The 15,903-nt window shown below is 43.6% G+C and carries 12 protein-coding genes; 4 read left to right on the plus strand and 8 right to left on the minus strand.

What is annotated here, in order from left to right:
• Positions 1 to 111: 111 nt before the first annotated feature.
• Positions 112 to 735 (plus strand): TatD family nuclease-associated radical SAM protein, encoded by a 624-nt coding sequence (locus L2729_RS18345; protein WP_248989556.1) that lies wholly within the window; start codon positions 112 to 114, stop codon positions 733 to 735.
• A gap of 167 nt (positions 736 to 902) precedes the next feature.
• Positions 903 to 3,122: a PAS domain-containing protein gene (locus L2729_RS18350; protein WP_248989557.1), complete on the plus strand. Its 2,220-nt coding sequence runs from the start codon at positions 903 to 905 to the stop codon at positions 3,120 to 3,122.
• Between the two features lie 17 nt (positions 3,123 to 3,139).
• Here the strand turns inward: L2729_RS18350 and L2729_RS18355 are convergent, their stop codons facing one another.
• The 7 genes from L2729_RS18355 to epd all read right to left on the minus strand — a co-directional run bounded on the left by L2729_RS18355 (position 3,140) and on the right by epd (position 11,403).
• Positions 3,140 to 4,594 carry a hypothetical protein gene (locus L2729_RS18355; RefSeq protein WP_248989558.1) on the minus strand — a complete coding sequence of 485 codons (1,455 nt, stop codon included), beginning with the start codon at positions 4,592 to 4,594 and terminating at the stop codon, positions 3,140 to 3,142.
• Positions 4,595 to 4,740: 146 nt separating this feature from the next.
• On the minus strand, positions 4,741 to 5,283 hold the full coding sequence (locus L2729_RS18360; RefSeq protein WP_248989559.1) for a hypothetical protein: 543 nt from the start codon (positions 5,281 to 5,283) through the stop codon (positions 4,741 to 4,743).
• Positions 5,276 to 6,004, minus strand: coding sequence for a helix-turn-helix domain-containing protein (locus L2729_RS18365; RefSeq protein WP_248989560.1), 729 nt, complete (start codon positions 6,002 to 6,004; stop codon positions 5,276 to 5,278). The genes L2729_RS18360 and L2729_RS18365 overlap by 8 nt, the downstream gene beginning before the upstream one ends.
• A 311-nt stretch (positions 6,005 to 6,315) precedes the next feature.
• Positions 6,316 to 7,056, minus strand: a complete 741-nt coding sequence (locus L2729_RS18370) for a DUF481 domain-containing protein (protein ID WP_248989561.1) — start codon at positions 7,054 to 7,056, stop codon at positions 6,316 to 6,318.
• Positions 7,057 to 7,504: 448 nt separating this feature from the next.
• Positions 7,505 to 8,569: a class II fructose-bisphosphate aldolase gene (gene fba / locus L2729_RS18375; protein WP_101091727.1), complete on the minus strand. Its 1,065-nt coding sequence runs from the start codon at positions 8,567 to 8,569 to the stop codon at positions 7,505 to 7,507.
• A 234-nt stretch (positions 8,570 to 8,803) separates the two neighbouring features.
• Positions 8,804 to 9,979 carry a phosphoglycerate kinase gene (locus L2729_RS18380; protein WP_248989562.1) on the minus strand — a complete coding sequence of 392 codons (1,176 nt, stop codon included), beginning with the start codon at positions 9,977 to 9,979 and terminating at the stop codon, positions 8,804 to 8,806.
• A 407-nt stretch (positions 9,980 to 10,386) separates the two neighbouring features.
• Entirely contained in the window at positions 10,387 to 11,403 is a 1,017-nt protein-coding gene (gene epd / locus L2729_RS18385; RefSeq protein ID WP_248989563.1) for an erythrose-4-phosphate dehydrogenase, read from the minus strand.
• A gap of 32 nt (positions 11,404 to 11,435) precedes the next feature.
• On the opposite strand from epd, the gene L2729_RS18390 reads away from it, so the two are divergent.
• Positions 11,436 to 11,630, plus strand: a complete 195-nt coding sequence (locus L2729_RS18390; protein WP_248989564.1) for a hypothetical protein — start codon at positions 11,436 to 11,438, stop codon at positions 11,628 to 11,630.
• On the opposite strand, the gene tkt is transcribed toward L2729_RS18390, so the two are convergent.
• Positions 11,617 to 13,608 (minus strand): transketolase, encoded by a 1,992-nt coding sequence (gene tkt / locus L2729_RS18395; protein WP_248989565.1) that lies wholly within the window; start codon positions 13,606 to 13,608, stop codon positions 11,617 to 11,619. The genes L2729_RS18390 and tkt overlap by 14 nt on opposite strands.
• Positions 13,609 to 14,127: 519 nt before the next feature.
• Here tkt and metK point away from each other — a divergent pair.
• A complete protein-coding gene (gene metK / locus L2729_RS18400; protein ID WP_102038444.1) occupies positions 14,128 to 15,282 on the plus strand; it encodes a methionine adenosyltransferase in 1,155 nt (384 codons plus the stop codon).
• The last annotated feature ends 621 nt before the right edge of the window (positions 15,283 to 15,903 follow it).

Genomic DNA, 15,903 nt, shown 5'->3' on the forward strand with positions numbered 1-15,903 from the left:
TCAGTAATGAAATGAGTATTAAAGGGGAAAATAGAAATATTCGATCCAGCAAACAGAATAAGTACGGCGTATTCGCTAAGCTTAATCTCCTTTTGCTAGCGACCAAAAATAATGACAACGACTGCACCGACACAAACCGAAGCTACCCTTGTTTACGATATCCGTACCAGTCGCTATTTGAACATTACCGGCAGATGCACTTTACGTTGCCAATTCTGCCCAAAACATAATGGCAGCAAACAGGTACACCAATATCAACTGGGGCTCGATCGTCAACCGAGTGCTGAAGAAGTCATTGCACTGCTTGGCGATACCTCTGAATTCGACGAATATGTTTTTTGCGGATACGGAGAACCCACACTTAACTTGCCAACGTTATTAAACGTAGCGAGAGAGATAAAAGCACGAGGAGGCAAGGTAAGAGTCAACACTGACGGATTAGGCAATCTATTCCACAAGCGCAACATTCTACCTGAACTAGCAGAATGTGTTGATAGTCTGTCAATATCACTTAATGCCGATACCGCCGCCAGCTACCAAGCACATTGCCAACCTAAGTTGAAAGGCGCTTACCCCGCGGTACTCGAGTTTATAGAACAAGCCCCACGTTATATTGCCGACGTACAGGTTTCAGCCATTAATGGCTTAGCCGGTGTCGACATTGATGCCTGTCGAGAATTAGTCGAAGCAGCAGGCGCTACGTTTAAGCAAAGGGAGTTAGACGTAGTAGGTTAAAGGCACATTTAACGACTCAGAGACTATTCTATCGAGTCCGTTAAACATAACTTCAGCCTCAGCCTAGCGCAGAGGCAAAGTAACGGTGCATCAAGGCTGAATTAATTACATATATAGCCGAATTGGTATAATATGGCGTTTATAATAACCATCAGAATTAGCGATTGATGTTAACCCGAAAATTACCTCTACTTATCAATGCTCAAGGGATCCAGTGGTCCCAACAACGAATTTTGGCAGCGGCGAGTCAAATCGGCATATTAATAATATCGGTTATTATTTTTACAAATATTATCATCACTTTAGGTGAGAGACGTTTACAAGAAGACTGGGCGACACAACGCTACAGTGAGCTACAAGCTGTGGGTACACTGATTGCTGACAAAGTCTCTTTTCAGCAATTTAGAACACAGATGTTTGCCACCTCAGAACTACTAAACCGTTACATGAAACTCCCCAGTGAGCCAAACCTAGCCAAGTTACAAGATAATTGGGACATCATTGTTGATAACATCCCTGAACTGCTCGGTATTGCGTTATATGACCCACAAGGTCAACTCAAATTTGCCACTGATGAAGAGTTTGGCCATCACGCACTGCCACCGTCTTTACTGGGAAATTCACGTAACATGGGTGGCAACGAGATCTACACATCCCCGCTCGAATTTAGCCCAGTTAATGGTAAATTAGAGCCCTATTTGTATCAGCTTGCTTGGCTGGAGAATCCAGACCAAACCGTTAGAGGTTATTTGGTCGCGTATAATTCAATGTCACGCATGTTGCAAAATATTAAGCCTGCTTATTCCAGTCAACAAGCACCGTTAATGATGCTCGACACCCAAGGCTTACTCTACTCCGGTGTGCTCGAATCACCCACTATTGGTCGACTACCTGAAACGATGGGCGGTAGCCTTAAGCAATCTTACCCTGCACTTTGGCGAAAGATGGCCGCGAGTAATTTCGGCCAATTCCACGGTGACGATGCCACGTTTGTTTACCTTAAAGTCGAGTTGACCACTCAGTATGAGACTCGCCGTGAATACTTCTTGCTGTCCTACGTTAAAAACGATGACATTGCAGCCAAATTTGAACAGTGGCGTAATATCCTCATGGGGGGCGCTACCCTATTCACCTTGTTAGCGTGTTTTGTCATTTACCTAACCCATTCCTATCGCATGGTTCATCGCTCTCGTGACTTCAGTATTGATCTTGCCAATCGACTATTCAACACCGATTCTGGTTACATCATTATCAATGATGCGGGTCGAGTGCTCAGTGCCAATCCTATGGCAGCCAAGTTACTCTCTCTTCAAATAGATGAACTGTCTGACCGTAGCTTACAACGCATATTACACATGGACGATGATCAATTTCATGCGCTGTCAGAGCAGTTAACAGCTAACCATGAGTGGCAAGGCGAGCTTGATAGCGATGCTTCAGAGTGCGCTACATTGTCAGTAAGACTTCGACTTGAAATCGATATGGATAATGGTCAAAGCTACACCTTAGTCACTTTTGAAGATGTCGGGGAGCTAAAACATAGCCAAGAGGAAGCAAAGTTAAATCAATTGCTCAATGATAATCCAATCGCCACGGTTCTCTCAGATGCTAAAGGTGTCATCATTAAATCTAATCAGGCATTTAATACGCTGATGCAGGTTAAAGATAGCCGTAAGCTACAGATTACCGATCTGCTCAATGAGGAATTTAAACAGAAGTGGCCGCAAATATCACAGCAATTGATGATTAAAGGCACTTGGCAAGGTCAGATATTTTCATCAAACAATCGTGCTAATGACGCCTGCATGTTGGCAACATTGAAGGGGCATTTAGACAGTTCAAACGATATTGAATATATTGTCTGTACCTTTGAGCGGGCTAAATCAAGACTGCATGCTAATGACCAAAAAAGTTTAGTACCACATCGCAGTACCATATTTAGCGATCGCCGCGATCTTGAACGTTACTTTAATAATATGAGCCAAGCGAAAAAAGACTTCTCAAGTCTTATGTTGCTCGATATTGCCGCCGAAGGCATGCTCAGCCACATGAGTGATAGTGGCCAACTAGAAAGTCGGCAAAAAGAGGTTGAGATACAGTTATTAAGGGAGCTACCAAACCGATACCAAATGTCTCGCTGGCAGCTCGGTAAGCTCATTATCATGTTACCCGATACCGATTCAGACCAAGCGCATTACTTTGCAATTGATACCCTTGCAAAGCTCAAAGACAATGGGCTAGGAGAAGGTATCTGCATCGGGATCGCTGCCTATCAAGGTGGGCAGGTGCTCGAACAGTTCTTGAGTAATGCGGAAGTCGCCCTTAAGCGGGCTAAGCAAACTGATGAGCAGAATATCTGCCAAGCATTTACCCGTCAGATGTTTTAAGCGGCTAAGTGGATGTTTTAGCCGGGGGGAGTCTCATCATTTTCGGCTGCAGCATCGGGGGCTAACAGATCATCTTCATAGGGGGCTTCATCCATATTTCTCATTCCAGAAGGAAGGTCACTTTCTGTGATTTCAATAATGGTAGATCGGTTCATGGTTATCTTATAACGTGCATACTGAGGTTCATCACGCCCCTCTTTTAACACCAGAATAAGGTTAACTTGATATCGCCGCTCCACGGATTCATTACTAATCTTACCCTCGTGTTCCTTATAGATTTTTGCTTTACCACGTTCCAAATTTCGAGCAAAGGGCACTAAGCTAAAGTTGACCTGTTCTTGGATCCTTGAGTAGCCCGCTAAAAAGCCTTTAGCGGATACTCGAGTGTGAATACCGTAATGCAAAATCTCTGCATCCACTTTATTTTGACTATGGCGCCTTTTTAAAATCTCAGAAACCTTAACTGGAAGCTCATTTTTGCGCATAAAGTCGAGCCACATAAGTTGCTTAGCAATAGGTAACTTACTAGTAGTATCTTGCAGTAAACGACTCCAACGAGGACGGCCGCGCTGTATTAAGCGCCACAATGCATTACGAATGTCGTCTTTAAAGATCTCTCTGAAACCATAAATCACCGCCAGAGTGAGCACTAAGGCAATGGTTAAGCCACTAAATACACCTTGGGCTTTAATAATCAATGTTGAAACCACCAACATCACCATTGCCGTAGCAATACCCGTCGTCATCTTCTTAAGGCCCACCCCTAACGGTTTAAGATCCTCTTTTAGCACCACCCCTTGTTGTATTAATCTGCGTAATAGGTGCATTTTATTCGCGATACGATTGGGATCTTTTATGGTCTTAGAGGAGTTATATTTATGGGCATCTCGGTATTGTGATTCGGCTCGACATAAGGCCACAACACTTTCTGTTATCTCATTAAAATCACTGCTTCTGGGCGCATGAGCCAGTAATTTCAATAACCGTTGTTCACACAACCACGACAGATAATTATCGGCATTTTCGAAATAAGATTTCCACTTTTCATCACTGGGTTCATTTCGCCTAAAACGCTTGAGCAGATGAATAACCTGCTCACTTAGCTCTTCAAGCGAGACGTAAAACTGCTCTAAATCTTCAACTTGAGAGAGTTCTTTACTGTCCGTTTCAATGGCAACTGCAAATTGATAAGCAAATAAATTGAGGTAAAGTCTAAACTCCTCTACCGTGCGCTTTTTTTGACTCACAAAACGACTTTGAACTAGCGGCAGGTGTAACCCAGATGAGTAATATGAACGTCGACCAGTAATCGAAGAGTGATAGTAGTCGTCTTCATTTAAGCTTTGGGAGTTAATTCCCATCTCTTTAGGCAGGAAAAAATACAGATCTAAACGACGGTTGTCGCCGACTTCCATCTGGTGCAGAAATTTAATTGACAGTGATTCTTCTTGCTTAACTCTTACTTTAGCCACAAATATCCTTTAAATGCATTTCAAAACAAATACATCGAACTAATAATTATAGTCTAATACGTATCGAGAAAGTTAAACTCAGTTAGAATTTTTAAAATAAAAATCATAACAATGAGTAAAACTTCACCATTAAAGTTCATGCCAAATTACTGTATTTTACATGCCCAAAGCGCATTACGTTCACTGATTTGAATAATGACAGAACCCTGAGATTTATCCATCTCTAACACTTTAATGTAGAACGGCTGCCCATTCCGTTCATCACCATCATTGATAGATTTTTTGACGATATCGATTGTTTCCCCCATATAATCACTTATCTTTTCTAGAAATTCATCATGCTTTAAATCGGCATCTTGCAGTCTTATTTCATAAGTTAAAATGGGGGCTGAAATGTGTACAAGCTCACCATAGGATGTCATTTCAGCTTCTTCACTACCAGGATGAGTGTAGACAATGTGGAACTCAATTTGTTGACCCACTCGATGAACATCAAACTTTAAACCACCCGATAAGAACATCGATTGCTTGGCATCATAAACATCTGCATGGCAGACCAAACTCGTATCTTCATTGGGCTCAACAAAATAGTCCAATGCCATACACAGCCCCAGAATAAAGATCAGAGTGACCAGTATTGGCGTTGAACTAAAACCTATAAATAACGCTTTGGTTAGACTTCTATTCACAAAAACCTGCCTTTTTTAGCCAAGAGTCGTTGATAAAGTCCCAGTTTCCTTCGATGTTCAATACTTTAAAGTTCCTAAACGCCTCGCCTTTATCGACGTTATCTTGCATCACAAAATTAAGCATGTTCCCAGTTGGGGATGAGGCTACATAGATTTGATGCCAACTCACCTTGTTACAACGCTCTATTTTCATTGCGATATTTTTAAACCGCGCTTCATAAGTGAATAGCGCTTCATTTGATGAGTAGATAGGAACTAACACTGACTTTTTGTCATCGAGTAATAGTTTCTCCGGTAGGGAAAATCGAATACAAGGTGTCGTTTCAAAATGCGTTGCTAAGAACACCACGAGCATGACACCAAGCAGTAAGAGCATAGAGAATTGTTTAATCGACAGTGCTTCATAGGGGCTATTCTGCATCTGCACTTTCGCTTTGGTATGCAGTAGATAACCTTGATTAGTGACAACCTCGATTATCGAGGCGGTATCACTGCCTAAGAATGCTTTTATGTGCGTTATCGTCAGTGCGATGTCTTGCACTGTCACAACCAGCGGGAGCAAATTGAAACACAAAGATTCAGTCGATACGACTTGACCTCTAGATGACATCAAATCACGTATCACTAGAAATTCAATATTCGATAAAGGGTGCGTTTGAGCAGTTTCAGTATTCACCAACTGCTTTAACTCAATATCAAATCTGACTGGACCTATAAACACATTAACTACTCTGAGTATTTCAATGATTGTCAGTTTACTGTTTATCGGCCTTTACGTCCGTGATCAATCAGTGCTAGGAGAGTCTCAGTTACACTTTCGTGAACTCCACCACACTAAGTTTATTTAACAATCACAACCACTTAATACAAGATGTAACTTTTGTTGCGCAAGAGCCAGCTACGACACAAACAACCACAAAAAACAAACAACCTATGCATTGTAAAAACAAAAAATTACATTATAAAAAAAGGCACCTATAGAATAGGTGCCTTTTAACAGATAAATCTCAAACGTTAATTACCGCGTTATCACTAGAAAGCGTATAACAATGTCATGTTTGTTTCGGTATCTGTGCTTTTCTTATCGTCTAACGGCTCGCTGTTATATCGAACAATAACCGCAAATTTCATTGCTAATGCGCCAATAACGTTCGCTGTAATCGCCGTTTCTGAACGTCCTTCTAAGCTATCGCCATAATCGGCAATAAATAGCTGGCTAAACTTAGATGATTCACTAATGTCGTAGCTAAAGTTCATCGCACCGTGTGCCACTACGCTATCTTCATTATCGTAACCCAGTAAGGCCGACTGCTCGTCATCAAGCTGCTTATAAATGTAACCAGGACCGACTTCAGCACTAAGGTACATATTGCCACTGTCGATAAATTTATGACCATAACCAGAAGAAGCAATGGCTTTGAAGTCATAACCCGTAAAAGGGTCAACTTCGTAATTAGCGGTGATATACATATAGTTCTTTTCATCGAACTTATAATCACCTTGAACGCCAGCGTAATAACGTTTAGCCGTCACTTCACTGGTATCTTCTTTATAAAGGCCTTCAAATAGGTATTGGTTTTCCCAATTACCAAGCTCTTGCATCAACTTTAAACGCGCTTTTACTGATGAAGTATCAGTGTTACCCGTTGTTAACGTCGCGCCTAATTCAGCTTCACCAGCGAAGGTCTTATCGCCTTCTACAAAGTCAGCCCCTGCATGTGCAGCAAAAGGAGCCGCCATGACGACAGCCATTGCCGTTAGTAATGTTTTCATTTTGTAACCACTCCGTTCACTCAATACCCTAAAATTCGCCGCGATATTAACATTTAGCGCTGTAAATTGAAAACCTACCGCATCATTATCTAACCGTTTTATCACTCAATGTAGATTGCTAGAATCTGCACTCAGCGAATTTAAAATCAAACACTTAAATATTCTTATATTTATCCAAACAACTTAGGGTTGTGTTATTGCTGACAGCCACAAACCGTTTTAACCCCAAGACAGATAAATTAGCCATGCGTAACACCCATTTATCAGTCCTCATCTGCTGACGATACGGAGTTATTGACTGAGTTTCAGCTCAACAAGTATTGATGCTAAAGAAGTTAAAATTGAGCAGTGACAATGGCAGACATCAGCTCTTTTTGATAAAAAAATACCTGCGCTAGGCAGGTATTTTTATCTAAGACGCTTATCTAAGCGCCATTAGCAGTAATGCTTACTTAATCTGTGGATCAAGTTCGCCAGACTGATAAGCTTTATACATCGCTTGCAGCGACTTAGGCTTGATCTTAGAGCCCATGCCAGCACAACCAAAGGCTTCGTAACGAGTAGTACAGATATCTGCCATTGCTTCCATAGACGCCTTCAAGAATTTACGTGGATCAAATTCTGTTGGGTTTTCAGCAAGGAACTTACGTACTGCGCCCGTTGATGCTAGACGCAAGTCAGTATCGATATTGACTTTACGTACGCCGTGCTTAATACCTTCAACGATCTCTTCTAGTGGAACGCCGTAAGTTTCAGGAATAGCACCGCCATACTGGTTAATAATTTCTAACCATTCTTGTGGCACTGAAGATGAACCGTGCATCACTAGGTGAGTGTTAGGAATACGTGCATGGATCTCTTTGATACGGTCAATACGTAGCACGTCACCGGTAGGTTTACGGCTAAACTTGTATGCACCATGGCTAGTACCAATCGCGATAGCGAGCGCATCTACGTGAGTGTCAGCAACAAAACGAGCCGCTTCTTCAGGTGTCGTTAGCATTTGATCCATGCTTAAGATACCCACAGCGCCAATGCCGTCTTCTTCGCCAGCTTCACCGGTTTCTAGGCTACCTAGACAACCGATTTCACCTTCAACAGAAACACCACATGCGTGTGCAAATGCCACGGTACGGCGAGTCACATCAACGTTGTAATCGTAAGATGCAGGTGTTTTACCATCCGCCATCAAAGAACCGTCCATCATTACAGATGACATGCCCAATTGGATTGAACGCTGACAAATATCAGGATCAGTACCGTGATCTTGGTGAATACAGACAGGGATATCTGGGTACTGCTCAAGTGCTGCAGCCATTAGATACTTAAGGAACTGCGGACGAGCATACTTACGTGCACCCGCTGATGCCTGAACAATCACAGGGCTGTCTGTTGCTTCAGCTGCCTGCATAATTGCACGCATCTGTTCTAAGTTGTTCACGTTAAACGCAGGTACGCCATATCCATGCTCTGCTGCGTGATCTAACATTTGACGTAGGGAAATTAAAGCCATTTTTTACTCCAATAATAGGGTGATTTGACTCACCGAGGTCGCTATCGTTTGGATTGATTTTTATGCAATTAAGTCATCAGCATTCTTGCTTTAAACTCAACTGCGGTTACTGGTATTTATTATAGTTTTTATATTGCTGATTTTGATGACAGCATTACTGGCGGCTAGTTTACTCTCGACTAAAATCGATTAAAACCCCTACCAGTAACCCATCTAACAAAAACTGTTTTTTTCTTACTTACCACGGCTCTCTAGCATTGCCACAGCAGGAAGTTCTTTGCCTTCTAAAAACTCAAGGAAAGCGCCGCCACCGGTTGAGATATAAGACACTTTATCGGCGATACCATACTTATCAACGGCCGCTAAAGTATCGCCACCACCGGCGATAGAGAAGGCATTTGATTCAGCAATCGCAAGAGCGATACGCTTAGTGCCTTCACCAAATTGGTCAAATTCAAATACACCCACCGGGCCATTCCAAACCACGGTGCCGGCATTTTTGATAATTTCAGCTAACGCTGCTGCGCTATCAGGACCAATATCAAAAATCATATCGGTATCTAGCACTTCGCTTACATCTTTAAGTGTCGCTGTGGCTGTTGGGCTGAACTCACTCGCAACCACCACATCCGTTGGAACGGGAATGTCACCGCCACGGCTTTGGGCATTCGCCACTAAGCGCTTAGCTTCATCAATCAAGTTAGCTTCATATAGAGACTTACCCACTTTATGACCGGCTGCAGCAACGAAAGTATTAGCAATACCGCCACCCACAACGAGCTGATCAACTTTAGTCGATAAGCTTTCTAGTACCGTCAGCTTAGTCGACACTTTTGAACCACCCACAATCGCCACCATTGGGCGCGCTGGGTTATCAAGTGCTTTGCCTAAGGCGGTAAGCTCACCCGCGAGTAAAGGACCAGCACATGCAATGGGAGCATGTAAACCAACACCGTGAGTCGATGCTTGTGCTCTATGCGCGGTACCGAATGCATCCATAACGTATACATCACAAAGTGCAGCCATTTTCTTAGCTAATGCTTCGTCGTTCTTCTTCTCGCCAACGTTGAAACGAACGTTTTCAAAAACAACCACTTCACCCACTGCAGCGTCAACACCATCAAGGTAATCACTGGCTAGGCTAACAGGACAATCTAGCGCTTTTGTTAAGTAATTAACCACTGGCTGCATTGAAAACTCAGCGTTAAACTCACCTTCAGTTGGACGTCCGAGGTGAGACATCACCATCACAGCAGCCCCCTTTTCAAGCGCAAGCTTAATGGTTGGCAGCGATGCACGTAGACGCGCGTCACTTGTTACTACACCGTCGCTTACAGGCACGTTGAGATCTTCACGAATAAGCACACGCTTACCTTGAAGGTCTATGTCTTGCATATTAAGAATCGCCATTTGATGCTTCCTTACGATTTAAGTTAAAGATAAAGTTAAAAAAATTAAAATCAAAACCGTGTTACCTGACCGCAGGGACACAACACCATGCCATCAGTTACTTCAATTATTTACTCAATAGTAGACTCTAGAGTGCTCGCTTCGCGGCTAGAGCGGACTTCGCCCTGCTATAGTCTCAATATTTTCCGACTCTTCCGACTCTTCCGGCCCTTCCGGCCCTTCCGGCCCTTCCGGCTCTTTCGATTCTTCCGGCTCTTTCGATTCTTCCGGCTCTTTCGATTCTTCCAGCTCTTTCGATTCTTCCGGCCCTTTCGACTCTTCCGGCCCTTTCGACTCTTCCGGCCCTTTCGACTCTTCCGGCCCTTTCGACTCTTCCGGCCCTTTCGACTCTTCCGGCCCTTCCAGCTTTAAGCCCTTCTCGCTTTAATCATCTCTAAACTGGTATCGAGCATGCGATTAGCAAAGCCCCATTCGTTATCACACCAAAGTAATAACTTCACCAGATGGCCATCACTCACGCGAGTTTGCGTGCCATCGACAATGCTTGAACGTGGGTCATGATTAAAATCACACGACACTAATGGCTCATTAGTATAGCCAACAACTCCAGAGTACGAACCTTCGGTAGCCTGTTTAAGTACCTTGTTAACTTGTTCGATATCGACGCGCTTATTGAGCGTAACGGAAAGGTCGATAGCGGTAACATTAATGGTCGGAACACGCACTGAGATGGCTTCAAACTTATTTTTCATGTGAGGTAAGATGCGCTCAATACCACGGGCTAGCTTAGTATCAACAGGGATAATCGATTGGCCTGCAGCACGGGTTCGGCGTAAATCATCATGATAGGCATCAATCACTTGCTGATCATTCATCGCGGAATGGATTGTGGTAATCGCGCCACTTTTCACTTGAAAATGTTTATCGAGCACATCAATCACTGGCACAATACAGTTGGTAGTGCAGGACGCATTCGATACGATGGTATGTTCAGCTCTTAGCAGGTCGTGATTCACGCCATAGACAATGGTGGCATCCACATCACTTGATGATGGATTGCTAATAAGGACTTGTTTTGCACCCGCTTTAATGTGCGCTTCGCAAGCTTGCCTATCGTTAATGACCCCTGTGGCTTCAAACACAATATCAATGCCCATCTCTTGCCAAGGCAAATTTTCTGGGTTGGGTTCATGCAGCAGCTTAATAGCATCATCACCGATGATCATATGTTGATCATTCAATTTAACTTGGGTGTGAAAACGTCCATGGGTGGTGTCGTACTGGGTTAAATGCAGCATCGCTTCAGGCTTTGCCAATTCATTAATCGCCACGATTTGAATTCGATCGCGTTTTTCAGACTCGTAGACCGCACGAAGAATTGAACGCCCGATACGGCCGTAACCATTAATAGCGACTCTTATCATTAACTATTTTACCTTTGTTACTGGCTGATTTATTGATACAACAACGGCCTACCGCAATTGGTAAGCCGTTGGTTTATATGCCCATCCTACTTGAACATGCATGTTTAAGTAAAATGGGGATAAAGCAATCAATAGACGCAATCGACAAACTAACCTATGACGAGTTTGTCGGTGCATCATTAGCTTTATTGCTAAAGCTAAAGCTAAAGCAAATTATAGACCGTTAACGGTTGCTACAACATTCTCAACTGTAAAGCCGAAGTGCTTCAGCAAATCGCCACCTGGGGCAGACTCACCAAAGGTCGTCATACCAACAATAGCGCCGTTGAAACCAACATACTTATGCCAGAAATCAACATGAGCGGCTTCAATAGCCACACGCTTAGTCACGCTGCTTGGTAGAACAGACTCTTTATAGGCAGCATCTTGCTTGTCGAACTCGTTAGTAGAAGGCATAGAAACAACACGCACCTTCTGACCTTGCTCTGTTAGCACTGCGGCAGAATCCATTGCTAGCTGAACTTCGCTACCCGTTGCGATAAGGATTAAGTCTGGCGTACCAGCACAATCACTCAGTACATAACCACCTTTAGCCACATCAGCTAACTGCTCAGCAGTACGTGCTTGAGCCTTAAGGCCCTGACGACTAAAGATTAGCGATGTTGGTGCATCACGACGCTCAATAGCATTCTTCCAAGAGACAGCCGTTTCTGCTGCATCACATGGACGCCATACCGTCATGTTAGGTGTCATACGCAAGTTAGCAAGTTGCTCAACTGGCTGATGAGTTGGACCATCTTCACCTTGACCGATAGAGTCATGGGTATAAACGAAGATATTCTGAATGCCCATCAAGGCAGACATACGGACTGCATTACGTGCATATTCCATAAACATCATGAAAGTCGCGCCGTAGTTGATGAAGCCACCATGCAAAGAAGCACCATTCATAATGCCGCTCATGCCGAATTCACGCACACCGTAGTAGATGTAGTTACCCGCTGGATCGTTCTGAATACCCTTAGAACCAGACCATAAAGTGAGGTTAGAGCCAGCAAGGTCAGCAGAGCCACCAAGCAATTCAGGAAGAATAGCACCGAAAGTACCAATCGCATTTTGTGATGCTTTACGACTCGCAATACCTTCTGCTTTATCTTGGCACTCTTGAATAAAGGCATTTGCCTTTGCTTCAAATTCAGCAGGAAGTTCGCCAGTAATGACACGGCGCTTATATTCAGCAGCAAGTTCTGGGAAAGCTACAGTATAAGCTGCAAACTTCTCATTCCAGCTTGCTTCGTTTGAAGCGCCAGAATCTTTAGCATCCCAACCTTCATAAACTGTTTCAGGAATTTCAAATGCGCCGTGTTCCCAACCAAGGAACTCACGTGCAGCTGCAATTTCAGCATCACCCAATGGTGCGCCGTGGCAGTCATGGCTGCCAGATTTGTTTGGCGAACCAAAACCAATCGTGGTTTTACAGCAGATCATTGTTGGCTTGTCAGTGACAGACTTAGCTTCTTCAATTGCCACGCGAATCGCTTCGCTATCGTGGCCATCTACGTTAGCAATCACATGCCAGCCGTAAGATTCGAAACGCTTAGGCGTGTCATCAGTGAACCAACCTTCAACATGGCCATCAATAGAGATACCGTTGTCATCCCAGAAAGCCACAAGCTTACCAAGACCTAAGGTACCCGCTAAAGAACAGACTTCATGCGAGATCCCTTCCATCAAACAGCCATCACCTAAGAAGCAGTATGTGAAGTGATCAACAATGTCGTGACCTGGCTGGTTGAACTGTGCAGCCAATGTCTTTTCAGCAATCGCCATACCAACCGCGTTACTAATACCAGCGCCTAATGGGCCAGTCGTTGTTTCAACACCTGGAGTGTAACCATATTCTGGGTGACCCGGTGTTTTAGAATGCAGCTGACGGAAGTTCTTCAACTCTTCTATTGGTAATGCGTAACCCGTTAGGTGCAGTAAAGAGTAAATAAGCATAGAGCCATGGCCGTTTGACAAAATAAAACGGTCACGATCAACCCACTCTGGGTTGTTTGGGTTGTGCTTAAGGAAGTCATTCCATAGCACTTCAGCGATATCAGCCATCCCCATTGGAGCACCTGGGTGACCAGAATTGGCTTTTTGAACGGCATCCATGGTTAATGCACGGATTGCGTTAGCGAGTTCTTTACGAGATGACATGCTCTCTCCTGCGTAGTGTTGGGGTATTGAGGCTTAGATCTAGCGAAGGAGGCAGCAACTTTGGTATTTGCTTTACCTTCACTACAGCAAAATTTGGAGCCATATTTTCGCCTACTAGACTGTAGGACGCAAATTTAATTCGCCCAGAATGAAAAAATCGATACATATTAGCCAATAGCGATGACAAGCTAACCATATTTAACAACACGTTAACCCATCTTTAGCACACTAAATCTTAGTTAAAATAAGATATTCATCTATTTGCTAGCGAACCCAAGATGCATTGATCATTTTTTTATCAGGACAAGTATCAAAAATAATACCGTTAACAACAACTTTATCAGCAGCTTATACAAAATCTAGCTTGTTAACCCTGTATTTAATGGGGACATAATAGCGTGGATTACTGCACAAAATTAACTGAAAGGGGGTGTCTTCTTTTTTGTTTTCCACTAAGATAGCCGTCTAGATGTAGATACTTCTACACATTCAAATTGTATAAAGACGAGATTTTCCATCATGGCAAAGCACTTGTTCACCTCTGAGTCTGTCTCAGAAGGTCATCCAGATAAAATCGCCGATCAGATTTCTGATGCGGTATTAGACGCAATTTTGGAGCAAGATCCAAAAGCACGCGTAGCATGCGAAACTTATGTCAAAACTGGCATGGTTATGGTTGGCGGTGAAGTGACCACTTCAGCCTGGGTTGATATCGAAGAGATCACCCGTAAGACCGTACGTGAAATCGGTTATACCCATTCTGATATGGGTTTTGACGCCGACTCTTGCGCTATATTAAATGTCATTGGTAAGCAGTCTCCAGACATTAACCAAGGTGTTGATCGCGCAGACCCTAAAGAACAGGGTGCCGGTGACCAAGGTCTTATGTTTGGTTATGCCAACAACGAAACTGACGTACTTATGCCTGCGCCGATCACGTATGCACACAAGCTCGTGAAGCGCCAATCTGAAGTGCGTAAAGACAAGACACTTTCGTGGTTACGTCCGGATGCAAAAAGCCAAGTGACTTTTGCTTATAACAGTGATGGCAGCATCCATGGTATTGACGCCGTAGTGCTTTCTACACAGCATAGCGAAGACGTCAACCAAGCCGATCTCATTGAAGGCGTAATGGAAACCATCATCAAGCCAATACTACCGGCTAAGTGGTTATCTAAAGACACTAAGTACTTCATCAACCCAACTGGCCGTTTTGTTATCGGTGGTCCAGTAGGTGATTGTGGTCTAACCGGTCGTAAGATCATCGTTGATACCTATGGCGGCATGGCTCGTCACGGTGGTGGTGCTTTCTCAGGTAAAGACCCATCAAAAGTTGACCGTAGTGCAGCATACGCAGCACGTTACGTTGCAAAGAACATTGTTGCAGCTGGTCTTGCTGATCGTTGTGAGCTACAAGTGTCTTATGCCATTGGTGTTGCAGAGCCAACATCAATCAGCATCGAAACATTCGGCACTGCTAAAGTGGCTGAAGAGTTATTGATTGATTTAGTACGTCGTCACTTCGACCTACGTCCATACGGCTTAACAGAGATGTTAAACCTAGCCCGCCCAATCTACCTTGCGACGGCAGCATATGGTCACTTTGGTCGTGAAGAGTTCCCTTGGGAAGCGACAGACAAAGCTGAAGCACTCCGCGCTGACGCAGGTCTTTAATCTTCACTGATTAGACAAACGCTTTTTATTAAGCGTTAATAAAACCGCCTAATGGCGGTTTTTTTATGTCTGGAACATTTATGAAGATTTACCATGGAGGGTAAAAAATCTTCGTTGTGTCTGTAACATTTATGAATATTTACCATGGAGGGTAAAAAATCTTCGTTATGTCTGGAACATTTATGAAGATTTACCATGGAGGTAAAAAAATCTTCGTTGTGTCTGGAACATTTATGAAGGTTTACCATGGAGGGTAAAAATCTTAGTTGTGTCTGGAATATTTATGGTTTACATATAGGCATCATGATCCAGATTGATACTAGTGAGCAAACGCCATAAACTTCCAACGGTAGTGGTTCCAATGCCCTGCGGTCAGCGCATCTGCAGATACTGCGGTGACACGCTACAAGTCCATCCCTGGAAGCTCGGGCCATGACGTCCATGTCATGGACGGTCACAGCCGCATCTACACTTGGTCAGAAAGCACAACCGTCTAGCTCCTAAGTTCTTATTAATAAAGATCTACTCTGCCCATTCATCTACAACTAGCTGTAAGCCTGCTTTAGTGCGACAATTTTACTTTCAGTAATCGCCCACTCTTTTAGGTTTATGACAACTGCA

The sequence above is a fragment of the Shewanella gelidimarina genome, from assembly GCF_023283945.1.
Lineage (GTDB): Bacteria > Pseudomonadota > Gammaproteobacteria > Enterobacterales > Shewanellaceae > Shewanella > Shewanella gelidimarina.

Bases quoted from the DNA above. Each gene is read 5' to 3' on its own strand.
- L2729_RS18345 (WP_248989556.1), top strand. From the start codon at position 112: ATGACAACGACTGCACCGACACAAACCGAAGCTACCCTTGTTTACGAT.
- L2729_RS18350 (WP_248989557.1), top strand. From the start codon at position 903: ATGTTAACCCGAAAATTACCTCTACTTATCAATGCTCAAGGGATCCAG.
- L2729_RS18370 (WP_248989561.1), bottom strand. From the start codon at position 7,056: ATGAAAACATTACTAACGGCAATGGCTGTCGTCATGGCGGCTCCTTTT.
- fba (WP_101091727.1), bottom strand. From the start codon at position 8,569: ATGGCTTTAATTTCCCTACGTCAAATGTTAGATCACGCAGCAGAGCAT.
- L2729_RS18380 (WP_248989562.1), bottom strand. From the start codon at position 9,979: ATGGCGATTCTTAATATGCAAGACATAGACCTTCAAGGTAAGCGTGTG.
- epd (WP_248989563.1), bottom strand. From the start codon at position 11,403: ATGATAAGAGTCGCTATTAATGGTTACGGCCGTATCGGGCGTTCAATT.
- tkt (WP_248989565.1), bottom strand. From the start codon at position 13,608: ATGTCATCTCGTAAAGAACTCGCTAACGCAATCCGTGCATTAACCATG.
- metK (WP_102038444.1), top strand. From the start codon at position 14,128: ATGGCAAAGCACTTGTTCACCTCTGAGTCTGTCTCAGAAGGTCATCCA.